This is a genomic window from Candidatus Limnocylindrales bacterium (assembly GCA_035626395.1).
Lineage (GTDB): Bacteria > Desulfobacterota > Binatia > UBA1149 > CAITLU01 > DASPNH01.
The window spans coordinates 16,457-34,042 of the sequence record DASPNR010000021.1 but is presented as its reverse complement, the minus strand read 5'-3'; the positions used below and the strand labels follow the sequence as shown (position 1 = coordinate 34,042).

Genomic DNA, 17,586 nt, shown 5'->3' with positions numbered 1-17,586 from the left:
GGCCTGCCGCGGCGCCTCGGAAGTAAACCCGCGCCGGACGTCGCGGTTGACTACTCGTGCTCACGTCCTTAGCTAGCGCGACCCCTGCGGCCGGCGCCATGACACGCCCATCATCTTCCTCCTCGCTCCGCTCGACGGCAGGCGCGCTCGCCGCGTCACCCGCCGCGTCACCCGCCGCCAACACGGCCGCGGAGCCGGACACGGCCGACGCGCGACGGCCCTCGCTCGACGAGGTCCTCGCCGGCGAGCTGGCCGCCATCGACGCGCGCGGACTGCGCCGGCGCCTGCGGCGCATCGCCGGCGCGCAGGGGCCGGTCGTCGAGATCGACGGCCGCCGGGTCGTGCTGCTGTGCTCGAACAATTACCTCGGCCTGGCCGATCATCCGGCGGTGCTCGCCGCGGCCGCCGCCGAGACTCGCGCCCACGGCGCCAGCGCCGTCTCCTCGCGCCTGATCTCCGGCCACATGGAGGCGCACGCGCGGCTCGAGGAAAGCATCGCGTTGTGGAAGCGCACCGAGGCTGCGCTCGTCTACTCGACCGGCTATCAGGCCAACATCGGCGTCCTGACCGCGCTCCTCGGCAGCGAGGATGTCGTCGTCAGCGACGAGCTCAACCACGCCAGCATCATCGACGGCTGCCGCCTCTCTCGCGCGCGCGTGGCCATCTACCGCCACGCCGACGTCGAGGATCTGCGGCACGTGCTCGCGCAGTGCGCGGGGGCGCGGCGCGTGCTGGTCGTCACCGAGTCGGTGTTCTCGATGGACGGCGACATCGCGCCGCTGCGCGAGATCGTCGATGCTGCGCGCGATCATGAGGCATGGGTGATGGTGGACGAGGCGCACGGCGCCGGCGTGTTCGGCCCGCGCGGCGCGGGCGTGGTGGCCGAGCTCGGCCTGACCGCGAGCGTGGACGTGCAGATGGGCACGCTCGGAAAGGCGCTCGGCAGCTTCGGCGCCTACGTGGCCGGCTCGCGCCGGCTCATCGATCACCTCCTCAACCGCTCGCGCTCCTTCATCTTCACGACGGGTCTGCCGCCGTCGTGCGCGGCGGCGGCCGATGCCGCGCTCGACGTCATCGAGCAGGAGCCGCAGCGCGCCGCACAGCTTCGGACGCGTGCACGCCAGCTCGGGCTGCGCCTGCGCGAGGCGGGACTGGACGTGTCCAACCTGGACAGCCAGATCCTGCCGATCCTCATCGGCGATGCCTCGCGCACCGTTGCCGCCGCCGACGCGCTCCTGCAGCGCGGCTTCTATGTCGCCGCCATTCGTCCGCCCACCGTGCCGCCGGGGACTTCGCGCCTTCGGCTGAGCCTGATGGCCACGCACACCGACGAGCAGATCGAGAATGCGTTCCGCGCGCTGGTCGAGGTGCTCGGAGGCACGGGGCGATGAGCGCCGAGCAGTCCCGCCGCGAGCGCCTGCGCGACGACGACCGGCGTTTCCTGTGGCATCCCTTCACGCAGGCCAGCGAGTGGGGCAGCTACGAGCCGATCATCGTCGAGCGCGCCGAGGGCTTCTTCCTCATCGACGTCGACGGCAAGCGCTACCTCGACGGCGTCTCCTCGCTGTGGTGCAACGTGCACGGGCACGGCCATCCGCACATCGTCGCGGCGCTCAAGGACCAGATCGATCGCGTGCAGCACTCGACGCTGCTCGGCCTCAGCCACGTGCCGGCCATCGAGCTGGCACGCCGCCTGGTCGAGCTGACGCCGGAGCAACTGACGCGAGTCTTCTTCTCCGACTCCGGCTCCACCGCGGTCGAGGTCGCGCTGCGCATGGCGTTCCAGTACTGGCGGCAGGTCGGGCAGCCGCAGCGCACGCGCTTCGTGACGCTGACCGAGGCCTACCACGGCGACACCATCGGCTCGGTCAGCCTCGGCTTCTCCGAGCCCTTTCACCGCGGCTACGAGCCGATCACGTTCCGCGTCGACAAGTTCGATCCGCCGTTTCTTTGTGCGCCGGTTGCCGGCATCGGCGCGTGCACGCCGGCTGCGCTGGAGGAGGCCGCGCGCGAAAGCCTCCAGCGCCTGACGGCGCTGCTGGCCGCCGAAGGCGAGCGCGTCGCTGCGGTGGTCATCGAGCCGCTGGTGCAGGGCGCGGCAGGTATCTGGCCGCAGCCGCGCTCGTTCCTCGCCGGCGTGCGCGAGCTGTGCGACGGCGCCGGCTGCCTTCTGGTGTGCGATGAGGTCGCCACCGGCTTTGGCCGCACCGGCACCATGTTCGCGATCGAGCAGGCCGCGGTCTGCCCGGACATCCTGTGCGTGGCCAAGGGACTGTCGGCAGGCTACCTGCCGGTGGCGGCGACGTTGTCGACCGAGCGAATCTACCAGGCTTTCACCGGCCGCTACTCCGATTTCCGCGCGCTCTTCCACGGTCACACCTTCGGCGGCAATCCGCTCGGCTGCGCGGCCGCCATCGCCAGCCTCGAAGTGTTCGAGCGCGAGGATGTGCTGGCCAGGGCGCGGCACGGCGCCGAGATGCTGCGTGCATTGCTCGACGAGCACATCGCGCCGCTTCCGCATGCCGGGCCGGTGCGGCAGGTCGGCCTCATGGTCGGCTTCGACCTCTGGCGCGACGTCGAGCGGGCCGTCCGCTTCGACAGCGACGAGCGCCGCGCGCACCGCGCCGTGCTGCTCGCGCGCGAAGAGGGCGTGGCCGTGCGTCCGCTGGGCGACACGATGGTGCTGATGCCGCCGCTGACGCTGCCCGACTCGCTGCTGGAGAAGCTCGTCGCCACCGTGGCACGCGCGGTGGCCCGGGCCACCGCATGATGCGAGGTCTCTTCATCACCGGCACCGATACGGGCGTCGGCAAGACCGTGGTGACCTGCGCCATCGCGGCGGCGCTGCGCGAGCGCGGGATGCGCGTCGCCGTCTACAAGCCGGTGGAGACCGGCTGCAGCGTGCGCGATGGACGCCGCATCGGAGAGGATTGCCAGAAGCTGGCGAGCGCCGCCGGCGGCGGCCAGAGCGCCGAGGACGTCGTCAGCTATCTGCTGCTCGAGCCGGCAGCGCCGCTGGTGGCCGCGCAGGCCGAGAACGTGACGATCGATCCTGCGCGGCTGACGCAGGACTTCGCCCGCATGGCTTCGAGCGCAGACTTCACGCTGGTGGAGAGCGCCGGCGGGCTGCTGGTTCCGATCACGGCCCGGTACTCGTACCGCGACCTCGCCCGTGAGCTGGGCCTGCCGCTGCTGTGCGTGGTCGGCTCGCGCCTGGGCTGCATCAACCACGCGCTGCTGACGCTGGAGGCGGCGCAGGCGGCCGGCATCGCCGTGGCTGGCTATGTGATGAATGAGCTTCCCGGCATCACCGACGACTCTCTGGCAGCGCGTACCAACGGCGATGTGCTGCGGGCGGTCAGCCGCGCGCGTCCGCTCGGCGCCTTCCCGGCCGTGGCCGATGCCGCGCCGGCCGAGCTGGCACGGCTGGCACGCGAGCATCTGGACCTGGAGACGATCGTGCGCTGCTCGCGCGAAGTGGCCGCGCCGCCGTGCTAGAGGAGCCTCATGCTGCTGCGCGCCTTTGCCGTCGCCTTTGCGCTGCTCGCCCTCTCCAACCTGCTCAAGCCCTTCGAGCTGATCCGCGGTGAAGGCTTCGTCTTCCTGGGCCGGCGCCTGACGGGAGCGCCCAATTTCCTGGCGGCGTGGAGCTTTGCCGCCTTCCTCGGCGCGTATGCCTCATCGCTGTGGAACGCGCAGGCACGCGCGCTGGCGATGGGGCTGGCGTATGCCGGCTTCGTCAGCGCGAACCTGTTTCTGTTCGCGCTGCGCGGGCCCGCCGCCGGCGCCGAGCTGCACGCGGCCGGCATCGCCTACATCGTTGTCGCTCTTGCGGGATCGTGGGGAGCCGTCGCTGCGATGGTGCAGCGCGAAGTGGGCACCGGCGAGCCTGCCGCGCAGACGGTGCTGCGAGCGTTCGCGCTGCTGTTCGCGCTGATGGCGCTGTCGAACCTGCTCAAGCCCTTCGCGTACACGGAGACCGTCGGGTTCGTTCTGCTCGGCGAGCGCCTCTCGGGCACCGCCAACGTCGCTGCCGCGCTGTTCTTCTCCGCGTTCCTGGCCGCCTATGCGCTGGCCATCTGGACCGGCCGCCGCGCCGCGGTCGGCATGGGCATCGCTTACGCCATCTACGTAGCGCTGAACCTGGCGCTGTGGAACGTTCGCAAGCCTGAAGGTGCCGACACGCCGCTGCTCTTCGCCCTTCCCTACCTGCTGACGGCCATCGGCGTCTCCAGCGGCGCCGCGGTGCTCTTGTGGCGCCAGCGCCATCGCCTGACCTGAGCCCCGGCATCTCATCGACAGACACCTTCGAGGGTCCAAGCAGCGACACGCCGGCCTCGTCAGCGGACTGAAATCGAAGCCGATCGCCGCGGCACTCGTCTTCACCGGAGGCGAGGCATCCACGGAGGCGACGCCGGCGCGGACGACGCAGCGGCTGGCGGTCCTCACTCGCGCCGACATTCGATCACGGAGGAACGGTCATGCGATGGACACCCGGCGGCCGAAGCCGCTACCTCGAAGACCGCCGCGGCATGCGCGTGGCCGGCGGCGCCGGCCTCGGCGTGGGCGGCACTCTGATTCTTCTGGTGCTCAGCCTGGTCTTCGGACAGGACTTCCTCTCGCTCTACAGCGCCGTCGAAACGATGACGCCGACGATGCAGGAAGGAGAGGCGCCGGTGCACGACGAGGAAGAGCCGCTGGTGCAGTTCGTCTCCTTCGTGCTCGATGACGCGCAGCAGACCTGGTCGCAGATGGTGCGAGGCTACGAGCCGGCGCACCTGGTGCTGTTCCGCGACGCCGTTCGCTCGGCTTGCGGCTACGCGCAGGCGGCCACGGGACCGTTCTACTGCCCGAGCGACCAGAAGATCTACATCGACCTCGGCTTCTACCGCGAGCTGAAGGAGCGCTTCGGAGCGCCCGGCGACTTCGCGCAGGCCTACGTGCTCGCGCACGAGATCGGCCACCACGTGCAGACGCTGCTCGGAACCTCCGCGAAGGTGCGGCGCGCGCAGCAGGTGCAGCCGGGAAGCGCCAACGAGCTATCGGTGCGGATGGAGCTGCAGGCCGACTGCTACGCCGGAGTGTGGGCAAGCTCGACCGAGCAGCGCCAGATCCTGGAGAAGGGCGACGTCGAGGAAGGGCTGCAGGCGGCCGCGGCGGTTGGCGACGATCGCGTCACCCAGGGCCGCATCTCGCCCGACTCCTTCACGCACGGGACATCGAAGCAGCGCTCGGAGTGGTTCCACCGCGGCTACCGCGCCGGCACGCCCGAGGCCTGCGATACGTTTGCCAGCGCGCGGTGACGTACGCCGGCGGCGTCGTTGCCGACCTCAGGGGCAGACCAGCTGCTCGTCGACGCTCCCGTCGCAATCGTCGTCGGTGCCGTTGCACGATTCGGCCTTTGGCGTGACCTCGTTCGGGCAGCTCGAGCCCCAGCTCCCGGCGCTGCACGTCTGCTGTCCGGTGCGACACGCGCCGACGCCTGCCGTTCCTGACGGCCCCGTGTAGCAGGTGCGGTACAAGCCATCGTCGACGGTGCCGTTGCAGTTGTCATCGACGTTGTTGCAGACCTCGGCGGACGGCGTTCCGCCCGGGCACGGGATCGTGGTCGTGGTCGTCGTCGTCGTGACTGTCGTGGTGGTCGTCGGCGCTTCCGTGGTCGTGGTCGTATCCGTCGTCGTGGTGGCAGACACGGCGAGGGCCGGCACGCACAGCTTGCCGGGCGTCTTGAACTCCATGGCCCGAGCGCCGAAGGGGTCCTCGACCTCGCCCGCGGCCGGTGCTTCTCCCGAGCACTTGAGTTTGTAGCAGACGTAATCGTTGCCGGAGAGGCCCTGCGGGTCGGCGACGGAAGCGCCGCCACTGGCGTCGGTGGAAACGATGGTGACCGATGCCGCCGTGCAGAAGTCGGCGGCCTTGCCGACGATGCTGCAGCCGGCGGGGACCGAGAAGGACGCGCTTGCGGCAGCGATGTCCACCACGGCTCCCTTGAACTTCTGGCCATCCTTGACCTTGTGGCAGAGCAGCGACTCGTCGGCAGCGGCCGACGGCACCGCGATTGCAAAGCAGGCCAGAGCGAGCACGGCAGCGACGGCCGCCGGCGGGCAGGAACGGGAAACGGTCATCGAAACTTCCCCCAGTGCGATGTTGCGCCGCGCAAATCGCGCCGCGGCAGGCGCCGCATCTATGCGGCGGGCAACTTGTGGTCAAACCGCCCGGGAGCGGTCATCCGGCCGGCGCTTCATGACGGTGCCGTCGCACCTGGGACCGGACGGGTGTGTCATGCGCGGCATCTCATGCAGCGGTGGACGACAACGGCGTTGTGGCCCTACTCGGCCGCCGCTGGCTCGGTCAGCCACTTCACGGCCGCGACCATGTCGTTGTAGAAGACGCGGTAGTCGCCCTCGCCGAACGCCAGACGCGCCAGATAGGCCAGCTTGCTGTTGGGAACCACGATCGCCCGCCGCAGCTTGACGTCGCCGAGATTGGCATCCAGCTCGCGCTGCACCCACGGGACGTCCACCGGCGGCGCCTGCATCTCGAGCGCATCGTACAGGACCTTGCCCATGTCCGAATCGCGCACGAGCTGAAGAACCTGCTCCTGGCACTGGCGCAGCAGCTCGGCGGTGGGCTCGCCGCGCATGCGGGCGATGATCAGCTCGCCGACCGGCTCGATCCAGACGTGGCCTTGCACGAGGCGCAGTTTGCCGGGGACGGCGCGCCAGCAGAAATACCGCGGCTTCACGCCCCGGCGCTGCACTCGAGCGGCGGCGGCGCTCGATGGCACGCTTGAGAATGCGGCAGGGGTCGGTCACCGTCGGTCGCATGAGAATCCAGCGCATCCTCGTGGCGCTGGGCGCGCTGGCTTTCGGCGCTTTCGGCCTGTTCTCCCTGGCCGCGCCCGCTACGCTGCTCGAGCTCATCCACGCGGAGCCGCTGGATGGGAATGCGTACAACGACATCCGGGCGATGTACGGCGGCGCGGAGCTGGCCATCGCGATCCTGCTCGTCCAGTCCCTGCGCCGACCGCAATGGCTGCGGGCGGGGCTGATCCTGCAGACCGTCGTCTTTGCGTGCATGGCGTCGGCGCGAATCCTCAGCATCGCTCTCGATGGCGTTCCGGAGCCGGCGCTCGTCGGTGCCGGCGCAGCGGAGCTGGTCGCGGCCGTGGCCGGCGTGCTCGCGCTTCGCGAGCGTGAGGCGCAAGGCTAGGCGGCGCCTTCACGCCGGCACTTGCCTCGGCCCGCGCCGAGTCTGCTACCCGCGCCCTCGTCTCGCCGCGGCCAGCGCGGCCGCTCGCACGTCGGCGAATGTCGCGCGCATGTGCAGCGACGCTCGTGCCACGTCCTCGAATTCGGGCTCGGCCGTCTCGCTCCCATCGGGACGCACTGCGATCTTGACCGCAATCGGCCCGTACTCGGTTTCGACGATGTCGATCCGCCGCGGCACGATCTGCCGAGGCACCGCGCGGTAGCGAATGCCGAGCGTGCTCGTCGCGGTCAGGATCTGGCGCGCGAGCGCGTCCATGAGCGCGAGGTCGCACAACACGGCCAGACGCATGCCCAGGCGGCCCTTCTTCATCTGCACCGGAAGCAGCGTCACGTCGCGGGCGCCCTGCGCTCGCAGCGCCTCGCAGGCGTGGGCCAGCGCCGCGGGCGTCATGTCGTCGATCTCGGCCTCGAGCATCACCAGCGACTCTTCGCTGCGCTCGTCGGCTTCGCCGAGGAAGACGCGCAGCACGTTGGGCCTGTCCTCGAGCCGCCTGGTGCCGGCGCCGGCGCCGCTGGCGCGCAGCTGGAAGATCGGACGGAAGGGCCTTGCCATTGCCGCAAGGATCGCCGCGCCCGTGGGCGTGACGAGCTCGCCTCTGCCGTCGCCGAGGATCACGTCGAAGCCGCGCAGCAGCACGGCAGTGGCCGGAGCCGGCACTGGCAGGCGGCCGTGCTCGGTGTCGACGTATCCGGAGCCCGCGGCGATGCTGCCGACGAAGCATGCCTCGACGGCCAGCGCATCCAGACACCAGGCCGCACCGACGATGTCGACGATGGAGTCGACGGCGCCGACCTCGTGAAAGTGGACGTGGTCGATGTCGACCCGATGAACTTCCGCCTCGGCGCGGGCGAGGCGTTCAAAGATCGCCATGGCGCGCTCGTGCGTGCCGGCCGAGATGCCGGCGCCACGCGCGTCATCCAGCATGCGGCTGATGTCGGACCAGTGGCGGTGCGGCTGACGGGCGTGCTCGAGCGCGACATGGAAGTGCAGCGCGGGCACGCCGGCGACCCCGACTCTGCTCGCGTCGACGGAGTAGCCGTCCACCGGAAGGGCGGCCAGAGCGTGGCGCAGGTCGGACACGTCAAGACCGCCGGCATCCAGGAGAGCGGCCACCGTCATGTCGCCGGCGATGCCCGAACTGGCCTCGAAATAGGCTGTTTTCATGTCGTCCTCGCAGAGCGCAGAGGCCAGGTCTCAGGAGCTTGCGGACAGAAAGCTTTCTTTACTCCCCTATTAGGCGATGCTACCATTCCGCGTTTCGTAAAGCCCAACCGGGGTCATTGGTGAGCATGGGCCGGTTTCAATACACCGAAGAGCAACTGGAAGCGTTCCGGCGCATCCTGCTGGCACAGAGAACTCAGCTCCTGGAAGAGGCCGGCAAGGCCGTCACTCGCATGGGAGATACCAGCGAGACTTTCGCCGACCCCGCCGATCGTGCCGCCTGGGAAAGCGACTCCACGCGCGACCTGCGCATCGGCGACCGCAAGCGCAAGCTGATGGACAAGATCGACGAAGCGCTGGCACGGCTTCAGGACGGCACCTTCGGCGAGTGCGACGAGTGCGGCGAGATGATCACCGTCGGCCGCCTCAAGGCCCGCCCGGTGACTACCCTTTGCATCGAGTGTAAGGCAAAACAGGAGGCCGACGAGTTGCGGGCCAACCGGCTCTAGACGGCGCGTCGGGCGCGCGGCGACATTTCCCGTGCGACGGCGGTCGGAAGCCTGGCTTCCGAGCGCATCTTCAGCGGCCGGCAATCGCAGCGGCTGCAACGATAGGATGGGGCAGTAGCTCAGCTGGGAGAGCACCACGTTCGCAACGTGGGGGTCGAGGGTTCAAATCCCTTCTGCTCCACCATCCTTTCCAAGTTCGAACCGGGTCCCCGGCGGCGTCTCTGCAAAGAGGCGCATGTACGCGGGGTTGCCCGGTGCCTGTCGCGAACAGAGACGCGCTTCGCGGCGATATTCCCGTCAAGGTCGCGGCTTCGGCCAAACGTCTCTACGGGACGTAGAGAACCCACACTTTCAGGTTCGTGATGCTAGCGGCTCGCGTCGGCGGGGTCGCGGAAGCCGAAGAGACGGCGCTGCTCCGACCATGACAGCGGGATGTCCCGGTCACGGAGTAACGCGCCGATCGTCAGGGTGTTCGGTTGCTCGCCCGCTACGATCGCAGCGACGATGTCCGGCGCCAGGAAGGCGAGCGGGATCCTGCGACCGACGTCCGGGCGGTCGCGTCCGACGCCTTGGCCAGTGCACGCAGCGTCGGGAACTCACCGATCCGCTCGTACCAGGCCTTTCCCTCGGCGACCGCCCGGATCAGCTTGGGATCGAAGCGGGGTCGAGGGCGGACGCCAGAAAAAACCGCAGTGCTGCGCCCGTGCTGACGCGCCGGGAGCTGCGTGGGGACGTTCAGGATCAAAAACTCCTCTGCACCCGGGTCCAGATCGGGCGATCGCTCCTGCGAAATTGAGGTACACGTGGCCTCGTGTGAACGCGGCCGGCCTGGCGCGCCACCTTCGTTTGCTGTCAAGCACTGCGCGACGAGTGCGCGGCCCGATCCACTTGGCGTACGTTTAGGTAAGCCAAGAGCGCGACGCGCCGAAGCTCGGCGCCAGTGGGCGTCGGTGCGTCGACGACATCCGGCCGGCCTTTCGGATCGCTGATGCAGTAAAAGTAGCGCCCTTCGCGAAACGACGTATGCACCGTGAGAAGGAACGCCTGCACATCGCGCGCTCATTCCGAACTCGGCGCGTGCGATCAACTCCGCGTCGCGGTAGTTACCCGCCTCGACGAGACACACCACCTGCGAGGATCAATCCTCGCGTGGAGCACGGGGCACCGCCAACGTGCGGGTGGGCGTCTTCACAGCGACGCGCTCGAAATCTGCGACAATGCGCTTACTTTGGCGCCGAAGCGCCCACCAGGCTTCGATGGACCCAGCCCAGCGGGCTGGAATCACCAATTTTCGCCCATGTCCCGCGACGCTCAAAGACCGTCACCTTGCGACCCTGTTTCAGCGTCCCGACAATCCGCGACTCGGTCGTAGGTTCAGTGCGTATATTCACGACAGGACGCTGGACGTAGACCTTCTCTAGTTTCGACTCCGCGCTGGATGAAGAAGGCAAAGGAGGAAGAGCTTTAGGCGGTGATGCAGCTTTGTCCGCTGCTGCTGGATCTGGAGACCGCGGCAGGTCAGAAGTTGTTGCACTAGTTTTGGCGAACGAGGCCAGAGCCGGGACTGTCTTAGCTACGCTCGAAGGCGCATTCCAGTGTCGGGCACGCGTACCCGCAAAGACTATCGCCGCGATGCCAAGCGCGAGCGCGATCCAGTCAAGGATAAGCCGCGGCGGGTGGACGTCCCGCCCCTCCACCGTCGATGTTGTTGGCTCTGCAACGGGCGGCTCGGGCGCACCTGTTAGGTTATCGTCAACCGATAGCAGCGGAACCCCAGAACGATCATTGCTTCGCTCGGCCAGTTTCGCGAGCGCTTGCTTGTACGTGTTGAGTTGCTCATGGAAGGCCGCCGCGACGGCATGATTGCTAAACTGGAAAACCTCGTGAAGGCCGGTGGAGGTAGTCAAGTGGATCTCGCCGTATCTAGCGATTGGGATTTGGTAGTTGCCTGCAAAGCGTTTGTCTCGAGATCCGTCTTTGTTCGCTTTCTTCCACGTGTAGCCAACGACTTCAGTGTCTCTTGGTACCTGCTCTTCCTCGATGAAGCGTGACGTTCGAGACTCGGCCGTGAATTCGCTAAGTTCGATCAGTGCGAAATCACCGTTCGTGCCCGGAATCAGGACAAAGCCCGGGTAAATGTAGATGTCGCTGCCATTCGAATTTGCGAACACGAGTGCGTCGTACTGCGTATCAAGAATCTCCGATCGCGCCTTCCGCAACGATACGAGAATCCGCGCAAGACTGTGCGAAGCAATGGTGCGGTCGGCGACACGGTCAGTCCCCACCGACGCTGTGATGTCCCAAATGCGCTGACACGAAGCCAACGCGTCAAATGCATGAATGAGAGTTCGGTAGGCGGCCAGCGTCGGTTCGTCAAACGCGAAGTCAATCTCTACCGAACATCCTTCAAGTTGACCCTCCACTTCTTCTAGCAAAGCTTCAGAAATCTCTAACGTCTCTATATGTCGTGGAATTGAACTCTGGGTGAAGATACGCACGATGAACCAGCGTGCACATCGTAAGCGTCGCCGCGCGACCTTGACGTCGTAGTTCCTTTGGGCCGCTTCTCGCGTCAACTCAGCGCGACGGATTGCGGCTTCATTCACCAGACTTTTAAGTTCACCAAGTCCGCGGGTCGTCAAAGCACTGACTTCTGCGCTTCGAATTTCGCCACCGGTAGGCGGCTCGACGCTCCGCGCGGATCCGCTTGGCTCATAAGGCCTCGTTGGCGAGGTGCGGCGAGCCGGCGGTGTCCCGATCTGCGTCCGGTAAGAGAGTCCCGTGCCCGGGATACCAACGTTCATATGAACGCCACGTTTGCCGAAGGTGACGCCGGCACCGCGAATGCCAACAGTTGTACTGATTCCGCCTGCGCTGAAGTTCAGCCGGACACCAGGAAAAAGCTTGATGCGACGTTGAAAACGAAATCCCATCCCGCGTCATCGCTTATGCCCAATGCGCACGCTACGCAATGACGGCGCTTCGGTTCTTTAGGCGGGATCGTTGGCACGCAATCGATCCGAGGTGCGGTTGCTCTAGGTTGGGCCGGCGCGGTAAAACTCGCCTGCAAGCAGCGGATGCGTGGCAATCAACCTAGCGCGCCATCCCGACGCTGCCCTAGCTACGTGATCAGACGAACCGCAAGTCGTATGGGCGCGAACGACGCGCAGACACGATCTGCAAACCGGCAGATCTTTATGCTTTTGCTCTGCCTGTATGCGCTCGCGACACTGACAGCGCAGACTGTGTTTCACCTGGATTCTACGACACGCGTCGTGCTTGACCATGCTGACAATGCGGTGTGCGCCATCTTCCTCTTGGACTTTCTTGCCAGTTTCAAACGCGCCGAGAACCGTGTCCAATACATGTACACATGGGGTTGGATCGACCTGCTGTCGAGCATTCCGACCGTTGACATCGCCCGTTGGGGACGCGTTGCGCGGGCTGTGCGAATTCTCAGGGTTCTTCGGGGTCTCCGTTCCACTAAGGTTGTTGCTACGATGATACTTGAACGGCGCGCGGAGAGCGTACTCCTCGCCGCGAGTCTCATCGCATCTCTGCTGATCGTAGCTTCCAGTATCGCAATCCTGCAGTTCGAAGTACCAGCCGCTGGCAACATCCAGTCCGCCGAAGATGCCTTGTGGTGGGCATTCGGGACTATCACTACCGTCGGGTACGGGGAGAGCTACCCCGTCACGACGGAAGGCCGACTCGTTGCCGCGACGCTCATGCTAGCTGGTGTCGGACTATTCGGCTCATTTTCGGCTTTTTTGGCGGCGTGGTTTCTCGCTCCGGACGTCGCCGAGGAAGAGAAAAAGATCGAAGCAGTCCACGCGGAACTACGAGAGCTTCGCCGGCTGCTTGAGCGCCACGACGAAAAATAGTCTGTACACGGTTCGTCCGCATGTCCGCGGTTGCATGGGCCATGGGTAGACGATGGGAGGCAGCGGCACTGCGCCGTGAAACCCTACGCGCTTACGCTTCCAGGCGTCCGAGATCGCCGAGACCGTCTACCTGCACGGCGTCGAGCAGCCCCTCACCGACTGGCGAGCCGCTGCCTGGCTGCTGTCCAAGCGCCTGCCCGCGGAGTACGGCGACCTCAAGCAGGTCGTCCGCACCTTGGAGCGCTTCCCAGACGACCAATGGGCGACGATCGGCGACAACTACGAGGCGATCCAGACGCGCGGACTTCGACGCGGACATGAGGCTACTAGTTCAGGCCAAGAAGACAGCCGCGGACCGAGCTCCTCTCGAACGCCTTCCCCCGAAGGAACGGCACGCATTGATCGTGGAGGAGCTGGAACGGTGGGGCCTACCGACGAGAATCCTGCTCCATGATTGACCACCACAGGCTAGAAGGACGACAGCACGTGAAGGCTGGGGGCGTCTGAGCTGGCCACGCAACCGAGAGCGTTTATTCGCTAATGATTTGCGCGACCTGTTCGACCGACTCCCTTCACCACCATCCTTCTCCTCACTCCACATAACCCAGCGCACGCAGCCGCTCCTTCGCTGCCGGATCCAGGTCCTGCGGCACCGGCTTGCCTGCATGCCCTGCTGCATCGAGCGCGGGGATGCCGAGCGCCGCTCGCCAGGTATCCAGTTCGGCCGTCATCTCCGTGACCTTGTTTGGCTGGCTGGACGCGAGATCCCGCTGCTCTCCCGGGTCGCTCGAAAGATCGAAGACGGCGGCGTGGCCGCTCGAGGTCTGAACGAGCTTGTGCGTGCCGGCGCGGTAGACGCGCATCCTCGCATCGCCCTGCGCCAGCGGATCGGTTCTGCCTCCGCCGCCGTCGGGCATTGCCGCGCGCTCGCAGATCACCGGTGTTCCTGCCACGCGCCCTTCGACTGCCGGCAGCAGCGAGCCCACGCTCAGCTTGGAGCGCGGCGGAATGCCGACGACGTCGAGCACCGTGGCGTGCACGCCGGCGGTCGATACGGGCAACTCCACGCGCGCGCCCTGGATCTTGCGCGGATAGCGAAGCAGCAGCGGCACGCGGATGCCGGGCTCATAGAGCGTCAGGCCGTGGCCGAATTCGCCGTGCTCGCCGAGCAGCTCGCCATGGTCGGACAGAACGACCAGAAGCGTGGAGTCGAGCATCCCGCGCTTGCGGATCGCCTCGACCACACGTGAGAGCAGATGATCGGTGTACAACACGCCGGCGTCGTACATCTCCCGCGCCGGCTCGATGGTCGCCGCGACCTGCGCGGGCGGCAGCGGCGCGCCGAACTGCGTGGCGAACAACGCAGTGCTGTGCTCGTGCAGCTCGGCGCTGGAGCGCTGGGTGAAGCGGCTCAGGAACTCCTTTGGAAGCTGGTGATGCGGGAAGTGCGCCTCCAGGAAATTCAGGAAGACGAAAGCGGGCGCCGCATCGCGCGGACGCGCCGCCGACCACTGCTCGAAATTGGAAGCGACCAGCGCCCCGCCTTTGTCGTCGGCGCCGAAGCCGAGGCGGTCGAGCAGGCGGAAGATGAAGAAGAACGCGCGGCCGCTGGAAGCGCGCCGCCATGATTCGTCCGACCAGGCAAAGCCGCGCGTCAGCCCCAGGTGATCGCTGATCCAAGGGTTGGCCGTGAAGGCGAGCGTGTCGTAGCCGATATCGGCCAGGATCTGCGCCAGCGTCGGGTAGGTGTCGTCGAGGTAGCGATGATCGGAATCGGCGCCGTGCACGGAGGGATACACACCGGTGAACAGCGAGGCATGCGAGGGCAGCGACCAGGTCGACGGCGAGGTCGCATCCAGAAAGAGCGCGCCGTCCTTGGCCAGCTCGTCGAAGGTGGGCGTGGTGGGCTTGTCGTAGCCGTACGCGGACATGCTCGCCGCGCGCACCGTGTCCATGACGATCACGACGATGTCGGGCGCATCAGGGACTTGAGCCTTGCCGCCGCCCTGTGGCGGAGGGCCGCTGCTCGTGTGCTTCTGGTCGGTGAAGCTCTGGTAGATCGGCGGACCGGCCACGAGCGTGATCAGAAGAGCTGCGGCAATCGCGGCCGGCAGTCGAGGCGCGCGGCGCGTCAGCAGACGTGAGAGCAGCACCAGCAGCAGCGCGGCGACGGCGGGCGTGGCCCACATCGGAATGATGGCGCGGTCGACGGCGGCCCACCATGCAACGATCAGCCATCCGGCAGTGACGGCGAGAAGATGCAGGAACGGACGGCCAGTCAGCGCCAGCACGGGCGTCGCCAGGAGACCGAGGGCGACGCCGAGCGAGACCTCGAGCGTCACCGCCAGCGCCATCGTGAAGGGGAACGACGGCAGACCGACCTGCAGAAAGTTGTAGGTGCCGATGCCGAGATCGACGATGGTGGCGGCGGCTCCGAAGGCCAGCCCCGCAATGGCAGCGCGGCGTGCGGTGTTCATTGCGGCAATGTAGTCGACGGCGCCGTGCGGGGAAATCCAACCGAAGCGGCGAGCGGCTGCCACGAACGTGGCGCGAAACGCGCCACTCCATGCGTGTGTTAACGGCGGTTCCTGCCGTTCTTCTTACGCGCCGGGTGCGACGGAGACGGTGCCGGCTTCGATGGCGATCGGGGCGTCGGCGCCGCCGATGTTTTCCTGCAGGAGCATCTCGATGGCCGTGTCGAGCTGGCCCTTGGTGATGCCGCCGGCGAAGCGTTCGGCGATGCGGCCGTTGCGGTCGACGAGCGCGCTGGCGGGCAGCGCGGCGGCGAAGCCGAACTCCTGCATGTCGTCGCCGTCGGCGCCGACCCAGATCTGGAGGTCCTTGGCCGACTTGGCGACCTTGGCCACCGCGTCCTTGGCTTTGACGTCATCGGCCGACGCGGCCAAGACGACCAGACCGCGTTCCTTGTAGCGGGCGGCCAGATCGACGAGCACGGGCAGCTCGGCGCCGCACGCTTCGCACCAGGTCGCCCAGAAGTTGACGAGGACGACCTTGCCGCGATGACGCTGCAGGCTGGCCACGCGTCCGTCGAGATCGGTCAGTCGGAGGCGCGCCTGCTGCCGCGCCGAATCGCCATAGCTCGCGGCCGGCAGGATCAGCGCGAGCATGATGAACAAACTCCCCACCAAACGTCCCATGGTCCATGAAGGTAGGCCAACCGAGTGGCTCTCGCCAGTGAAAAATGCCGGAAGACTGCGTAAATAGGCCAGATTTCGCGCTCGAAACGAGACTGTCAGGCCTGATCTCGACCGCGCCAGACACGACGCGCGCTGCGTCATGTCTCATCCTGCAACAGCGCCGCCACCACGCCTTCGGGTGCTGCGTCCAAAGCAGCCACGCCTCGATGAGGGGCCAGTGTGGACATGGTCGCCGGCGTCGGCGCCCGCATGTCTCGGCCTGCTACAACTCGACGTCTGCCCAGCTCCCCTGCCGCCAGCTCCACGCGAAGATGGTGATGCTGACCAACCGGTACGCGATCTGTGCGACCCAGATCGCCAGAATTCCGTAGCCGAGCACCGGCCCGAGAACATAGGCGGCGGGCAGGAACAGGCCCCACTGCGTCAGCACGGAGATCATCAGGACGCGCCGTGAGCTGCCGGCGCCGAGATGCGCGTTCATGAGAACGGCGCCGAGCGATTCGACCGGCGCCGACAGCGCCGCCACGCGCAGCGGTCCGGCGGCCAGCGAAAGCGTCTGCGGATCCTTGAGGAACGGCGACAGCACGAGCTCGGGCGCGATGATCGCCGGCAGCGCAATGACGGCGACCACGCCCATCGCGACCTTTCCCACGCGCCACGCCCATGCCTCGGCTTCCTCTCGCTCGCGCGCGCCGAGCGCCTGTCCGACCAGCGTGGCTGCGGCAAGACCGAAGCCGATCGACGGCAGGATCGTCACGAGCATGACGTTGATGAGCACGTTGCCCGCGGCGACTTCGGCAGTCCCGAGCAGCGACAGGATCCAGAACAGCCCGACCATTCCCGACGCGAAGAGGAGCTGCTGCAATCCCGCCGGCAGCGACGTCGCGAGCATCGCCCGCATCACCTCGCGCGACGGCATCCTGCCGAGGAACCCGGCGCCGCGCCCGTGCTTCCACGCCAGCGCGAAATAGCAGGCCGAGCCGAGATAGACCGAGATGAGGTTGCTCATGCCTGCTCCCGCCACACCGAGCGCAGGCGCCCCGAGATTTCCGAAGATCAAGACCCAGTTCAGGAAGATGTTGACCGCGTGCATGAACAGCAGCGTGCCCATGTACAGCCGCGACATGTCGATGGCGTTCCAGTAGCCCCGAAACGCGAAGTTCATTCCTACGGCCGTCATCCCGAGGATGCGCAGGCTCAGGTACGACGTGCCGAGCTCGGCCACGCGTGCCTCGGGAGCGATCGCACGCAGAATCGCCGGCACCATCGCGGCCAGCAGAAGCGAGGCGGGCAGGCAGATCGCCGCCGACATCAGCAGCCCGCCGTTGAGCGGGACCGCGATCTCGTCGTCGCGCCCTGCGCCGCGCCAGCGCGCGCACATCGCCTGCACGCCGGCCGACATTCCCATGACGAAGGAGACGGCCATGAAGTAGAGGAAGCCGCTGATGCCGACTCCGGCCAGGGCCTCGTCGCCGAGGTGGCCGACCATGGCCGTATCGACCAGGTTCAGGATGTTCTGCGACGCCATCGCGCCGATGATGGGGATGGCCAGGGCGAAGATGCGGCGGCGGCGCTCCGGCGTCAGTTGGTTCAAGACGGCAA

17 protein-coding genes and 1 tRNA gene are annotated in these 17,586 nt (G+C 67.0%); 9 read left to right on the top strand and 9 right to left on the bottom strand.

Going from position 1 to position 17,586, the window contains the following annotated elements; all coding sequences use genetic code 11:
- The first annotated feature begins 98 nt into the window (after window positions 1-98).
- The 5 genes from bioF (at window position 99) to VEC57_07715 (ending at window position 5,303) form a co-directional block, all read left to right on the top strand.
- Window positions 99-1,391: an 8-amino-7-oxononanoate synthase gene (gene bioF / locus VEC57_07735; GenBank protein HYB99015.1), complete on the top strand. Its 1,293-nt coding sequence runs from the start codon at window positions 99-101 to the stop codon at window positions 1,389-1,391.
- Entirely contained in the window at window positions 1,388-2,770 is a 1,383-nt protein-coding gene (gene bioA, locus VEC57_07730) for an adenosylmethionine--8-amino-7-oxononanoate transaminase (GenBank protein ID HYB99014.1), read from the top strand. Before bioF ends, bioA begins: the two co-directional genes overlap by 4 nt.
- Complete coding sequence (gene bioD, locus VEC57_07725) at window positions 2,767-3,498, top strand: dethiobiotin synthase (protein ID HYB99013.1); 732 nt, start codon at window positions 2,767-2,769, stop codon at window positions 3,496-3,498. Before bioA ends, bioD begins: the two co-directional genes overlap by 4 nt.
- 9 nt (window positions 3,499-3,507) lie before the next feature.
- Window positions 3,508-4,281 carry a hypothetical protein gene (locus VEC57_07720; GenBank protein HYB99012.1) on the top strand — a complete coding sequence of 258 codons (774 nt, stop codon included), beginning with the start codon at window positions 3,508-3,510 and terminating at the stop codon, window positions 4,279-4,281.
- A 200-nt stretch (window positions 4,282-4,481) separates the two neighbouring features.
- A complete protein-coding gene (locus VEC57_07715; protein HYB99011.1) occupies window positions 4,482-5,303 on the top strand; it encodes a neutral zinc metallopeptidase in 822 nt (273 codons plus the stop codon).
- 27 nt (window positions 5,304-5,330) lie between these two features.
- On the opposite strand, the gene VEC57_07710 is transcribed toward VEC57_07715, so the two are convergent.
- Entirely contained in the window at window positions 5,331-6,125 is a 795-nt protein-coding gene (locus VEC57_07710; GenBank protein HYB99010.1) for a MopE-related protein, read from the bottom strand.
- Between the two features lie 203 nt (window positions 6,126-6,328).
- A complete protein-coding gene (locus VEC57_07705; protein ID HYB99009.1) occupies window positions 6,329-6,745 on the bottom strand; it encodes a hypothetical protein in 417 nt (138 codons plus the stop codon).
- A gap of 50 nt (window positions 6,746-6,795) precedes the next feature.
- Between VEC57_07705 and VEC57_07700 the strand changes: the two genes are divergently transcribed.
- A complete protein-coding gene (locus tag VEC57_07700; GenBank protein ID HYB99008.1) occupies window positions 6,796-7,212 on the top strand; it encodes a DUF4345 domain-containing protein in 417 nt (138 codons plus the stop codon).
- Window positions 7,213-7,257: 45 nt separating this feature from the next.
- On the opposite strand, the gene larC is transcribed toward VEC57_07700, so the two are convergent.
- A complete protein-coding gene (gene larC, locus VEC57_07695) occupies window positions 7,258-8,436 on the bottom strand; it encodes a nickel pincer cofactor biosynthesis protein LarC (GenBank protein HYB99007.1) in 1,179 nt (392 codons plus the stop codon).
- A gap of 125 nt (window positions 8,437-8,561) precedes the next feature.
- Here larC and dksA point away from each other — a divergent pair, with 125 nt between their 5' ends.
- Both dksA and VEC57_07685 read left to right on the top strand, forming a co-directional pair.
- Window positions 8,562-8,942, top strand: a complete 381-nt coding sequence (dksA, locus tag VEC57_07690; protein ID HYB99006.1) for an RNA polymerase-binding protein DksA — start codon at window positions 8,562-8,564, stop codon at window positions 8,940-8,942.
- A gap of 108 nt (window positions 8,943-9,050) precedes the next feature.
- Window positions 9,051-9,126 (top strand) — tRNA-Ala (locus VEC57_07685).
- Between the two features lie 303 nt (window positions 9,127-9,429).
- Here the strand turns inward: VEC57_07685 and VEC57_07680 are convergent.
- Window positions 9,430-9,687, bottom strand: a complete 258-nt coding sequence (locus VEC57_07680) for a hypothetical protein (protein HYB99005.1) — start codon at window positions 9,685-9,687, stop codon at window positions 9,430-9,432.
- Window positions 9,688-10,165: 478 nt separating this feature from the next.
- Window positions 10,166-11,875 (bottom strand): DUF4236 domain-containing protein, encoded by a 1,710-nt coding sequence (locus VEC57_07675; GenBank protein ID HYB99004.1) that lies wholly within the window; start codon window positions 11,873-11,875, stop codon window positions 10,166-10,168.
- A 192-nt stretch (window positions 11,876-12,067) separates the two neighbouring features.
- Here VEC57_07675 and VEC57_07670 point away from each other — a divergent pair, with 192 nt between their 5' ends.
- Entirely contained in the window at window positions 12,068-12,826 is a 759-nt protein-coding gene (locus VEC57_07670; protein HYB99003.1) for an ion transporter, read from the top strand.
- Window positions 12,827-12,917: 91 nt separating this feature from the next.
- On the opposite strand, the gene VEC57_07665 is transcribed toward VEC57_07670, so the two are convergent.
- From VEC57_07665 to VEC57_07650, 4 genes are all read right to left on the bottom strand, one after another.
- Window positions 12,918-13,145 (bottom strand): hypothetical protein, encoded by a 228-nt coding sequence (locus tag VEC57_07665; protein HYB99002.1) that lies wholly within the window; start codon window positions 13,143-13,145, stop codon window positions 12,918-12,920.
- 271 nt (window positions 13,146-13,416) lie between these two features.
- Window positions 13,417-15,303 (bottom strand): sulfatase, encoded by a 1,887-nt coding sequence (locus VEC57_07660; GenBank protein ID HYB99001.1) that lies wholly within the window; start codon window positions 15,301-15,303, stop codon window positions 13,417-13,419.
- Between the two features lie 123 nt (window positions 15,304-15,426).
- Window positions 15,427-15,954 carry a TlpA disulfide reductase family protein gene (locus VEC57_07655; GenBank protein ID HYB99000.1) on the bottom strand — a complete coding sequence of 176 codons (528 nt, stop codon included), beginning with the start codon at window positions 15,952-15,954 and terminating at the stop codon, window positions 15,427-15,429.
- A gap of 292 nt (window positions 15,955-16,246) precedes the next feature.
- Window positions 16,247-17,578 (bottom strand): MATE family efflux transporter, encoded by a 1,332-nt coding sequence (locus VEC57_07650; protein ID HYB98999.1) that lies wholly within the window; start codon window positions 17,576-17,578, stop codon window positions 16,247-16,249.
- Window positions 17,579-17,586 lie beyond the last annotated feature (8 nt).

Coding starts and splice junctions, on each gene's coding strand:
- bioF (HYB99015.1), top strand. CDS start 99: ATGACACGCCCATCATCTTCCTCCTCGCTCCGCTCGACGGCAGGCGCG.
- bioA (HYB99014.1), top strand. CDS start 1,388: ATGAGCGCCGAGCAGTCCCGCCGCGAGCGCCTGCGCGACGACGACCGG.
- bioD (HYB99013.1), top strand. CDS start 2,767: ATGATGCGAGGTCTCTTCATCACCGGCACCGATACGGGCGTCGGCAAG.
- VEC57_07720 (HYB99012.1), top strand. CDS start 3,508: ATGCTGCTGCGCGCCTTTGCCGTCGCCTTTGCGCTGCTCGCCCTCTCC.
- VEC57_07715 (HYB99011.1), top strand. CDS start 4,482: ATGCGATGGACACCCGGCGGCCGAAGCCGCTACCTCGAAGACCGCCGC.
- VEC57_07710 (HYB99010.1), bottom strand. CDS start 6,125: ATGACCGTTTCCCGTTCCTGCCCGCCGGCGGCCGTCGCTGCCGTGCTC.
- VEC57_07700 (HYB99008.1), top strand. CDS start 6,796: ATGCGGCAGGGGTCGGTCACCGTCGGTCGCATGAGAATCCAGCGCATC.
- larC (HYB99007.1), bottom strand. CDS start 8,436: ATGAAAACAGCCTATTTCGAGGCCAGTTCGGGCATCGCCGGCGACATG.
- dksA (HYB99006.1), top strand. CDS start 8,562: ATGGGCCGGTTTCAATACACCGAAGAGCAACTGGAAGCGTTCCGGCGC.
- VEC57_07675 (HYB99004.1), bottom strand. CDS start 11,875: ATGGGATTTCGTTTTCAACGTCGCATCAAGCTTTTTCCTGGTGTCCGG.
- VEC57_07665 (HYB99002.1), bottom strand. CDS start 13,145: ATGTCCGCGTCGAAGTCCGCGCGTCTGGATCGCCTCGTAGTTGTCGCC.
- VEC57_07660 (HYB99001.1), bottom strand. CDS start 15,303: ATGAACACCGCACGCCGCGCTGCCATTGCGGGGCTGGCCTTCGGAGCC.
- VEC57_07655 (HYB99000.1), bottom strand. CDS start 15,954: ATGCTCGCGCTGATCCTGCCGGCCGCGAGCTATGGCGATTCGGCGCGG.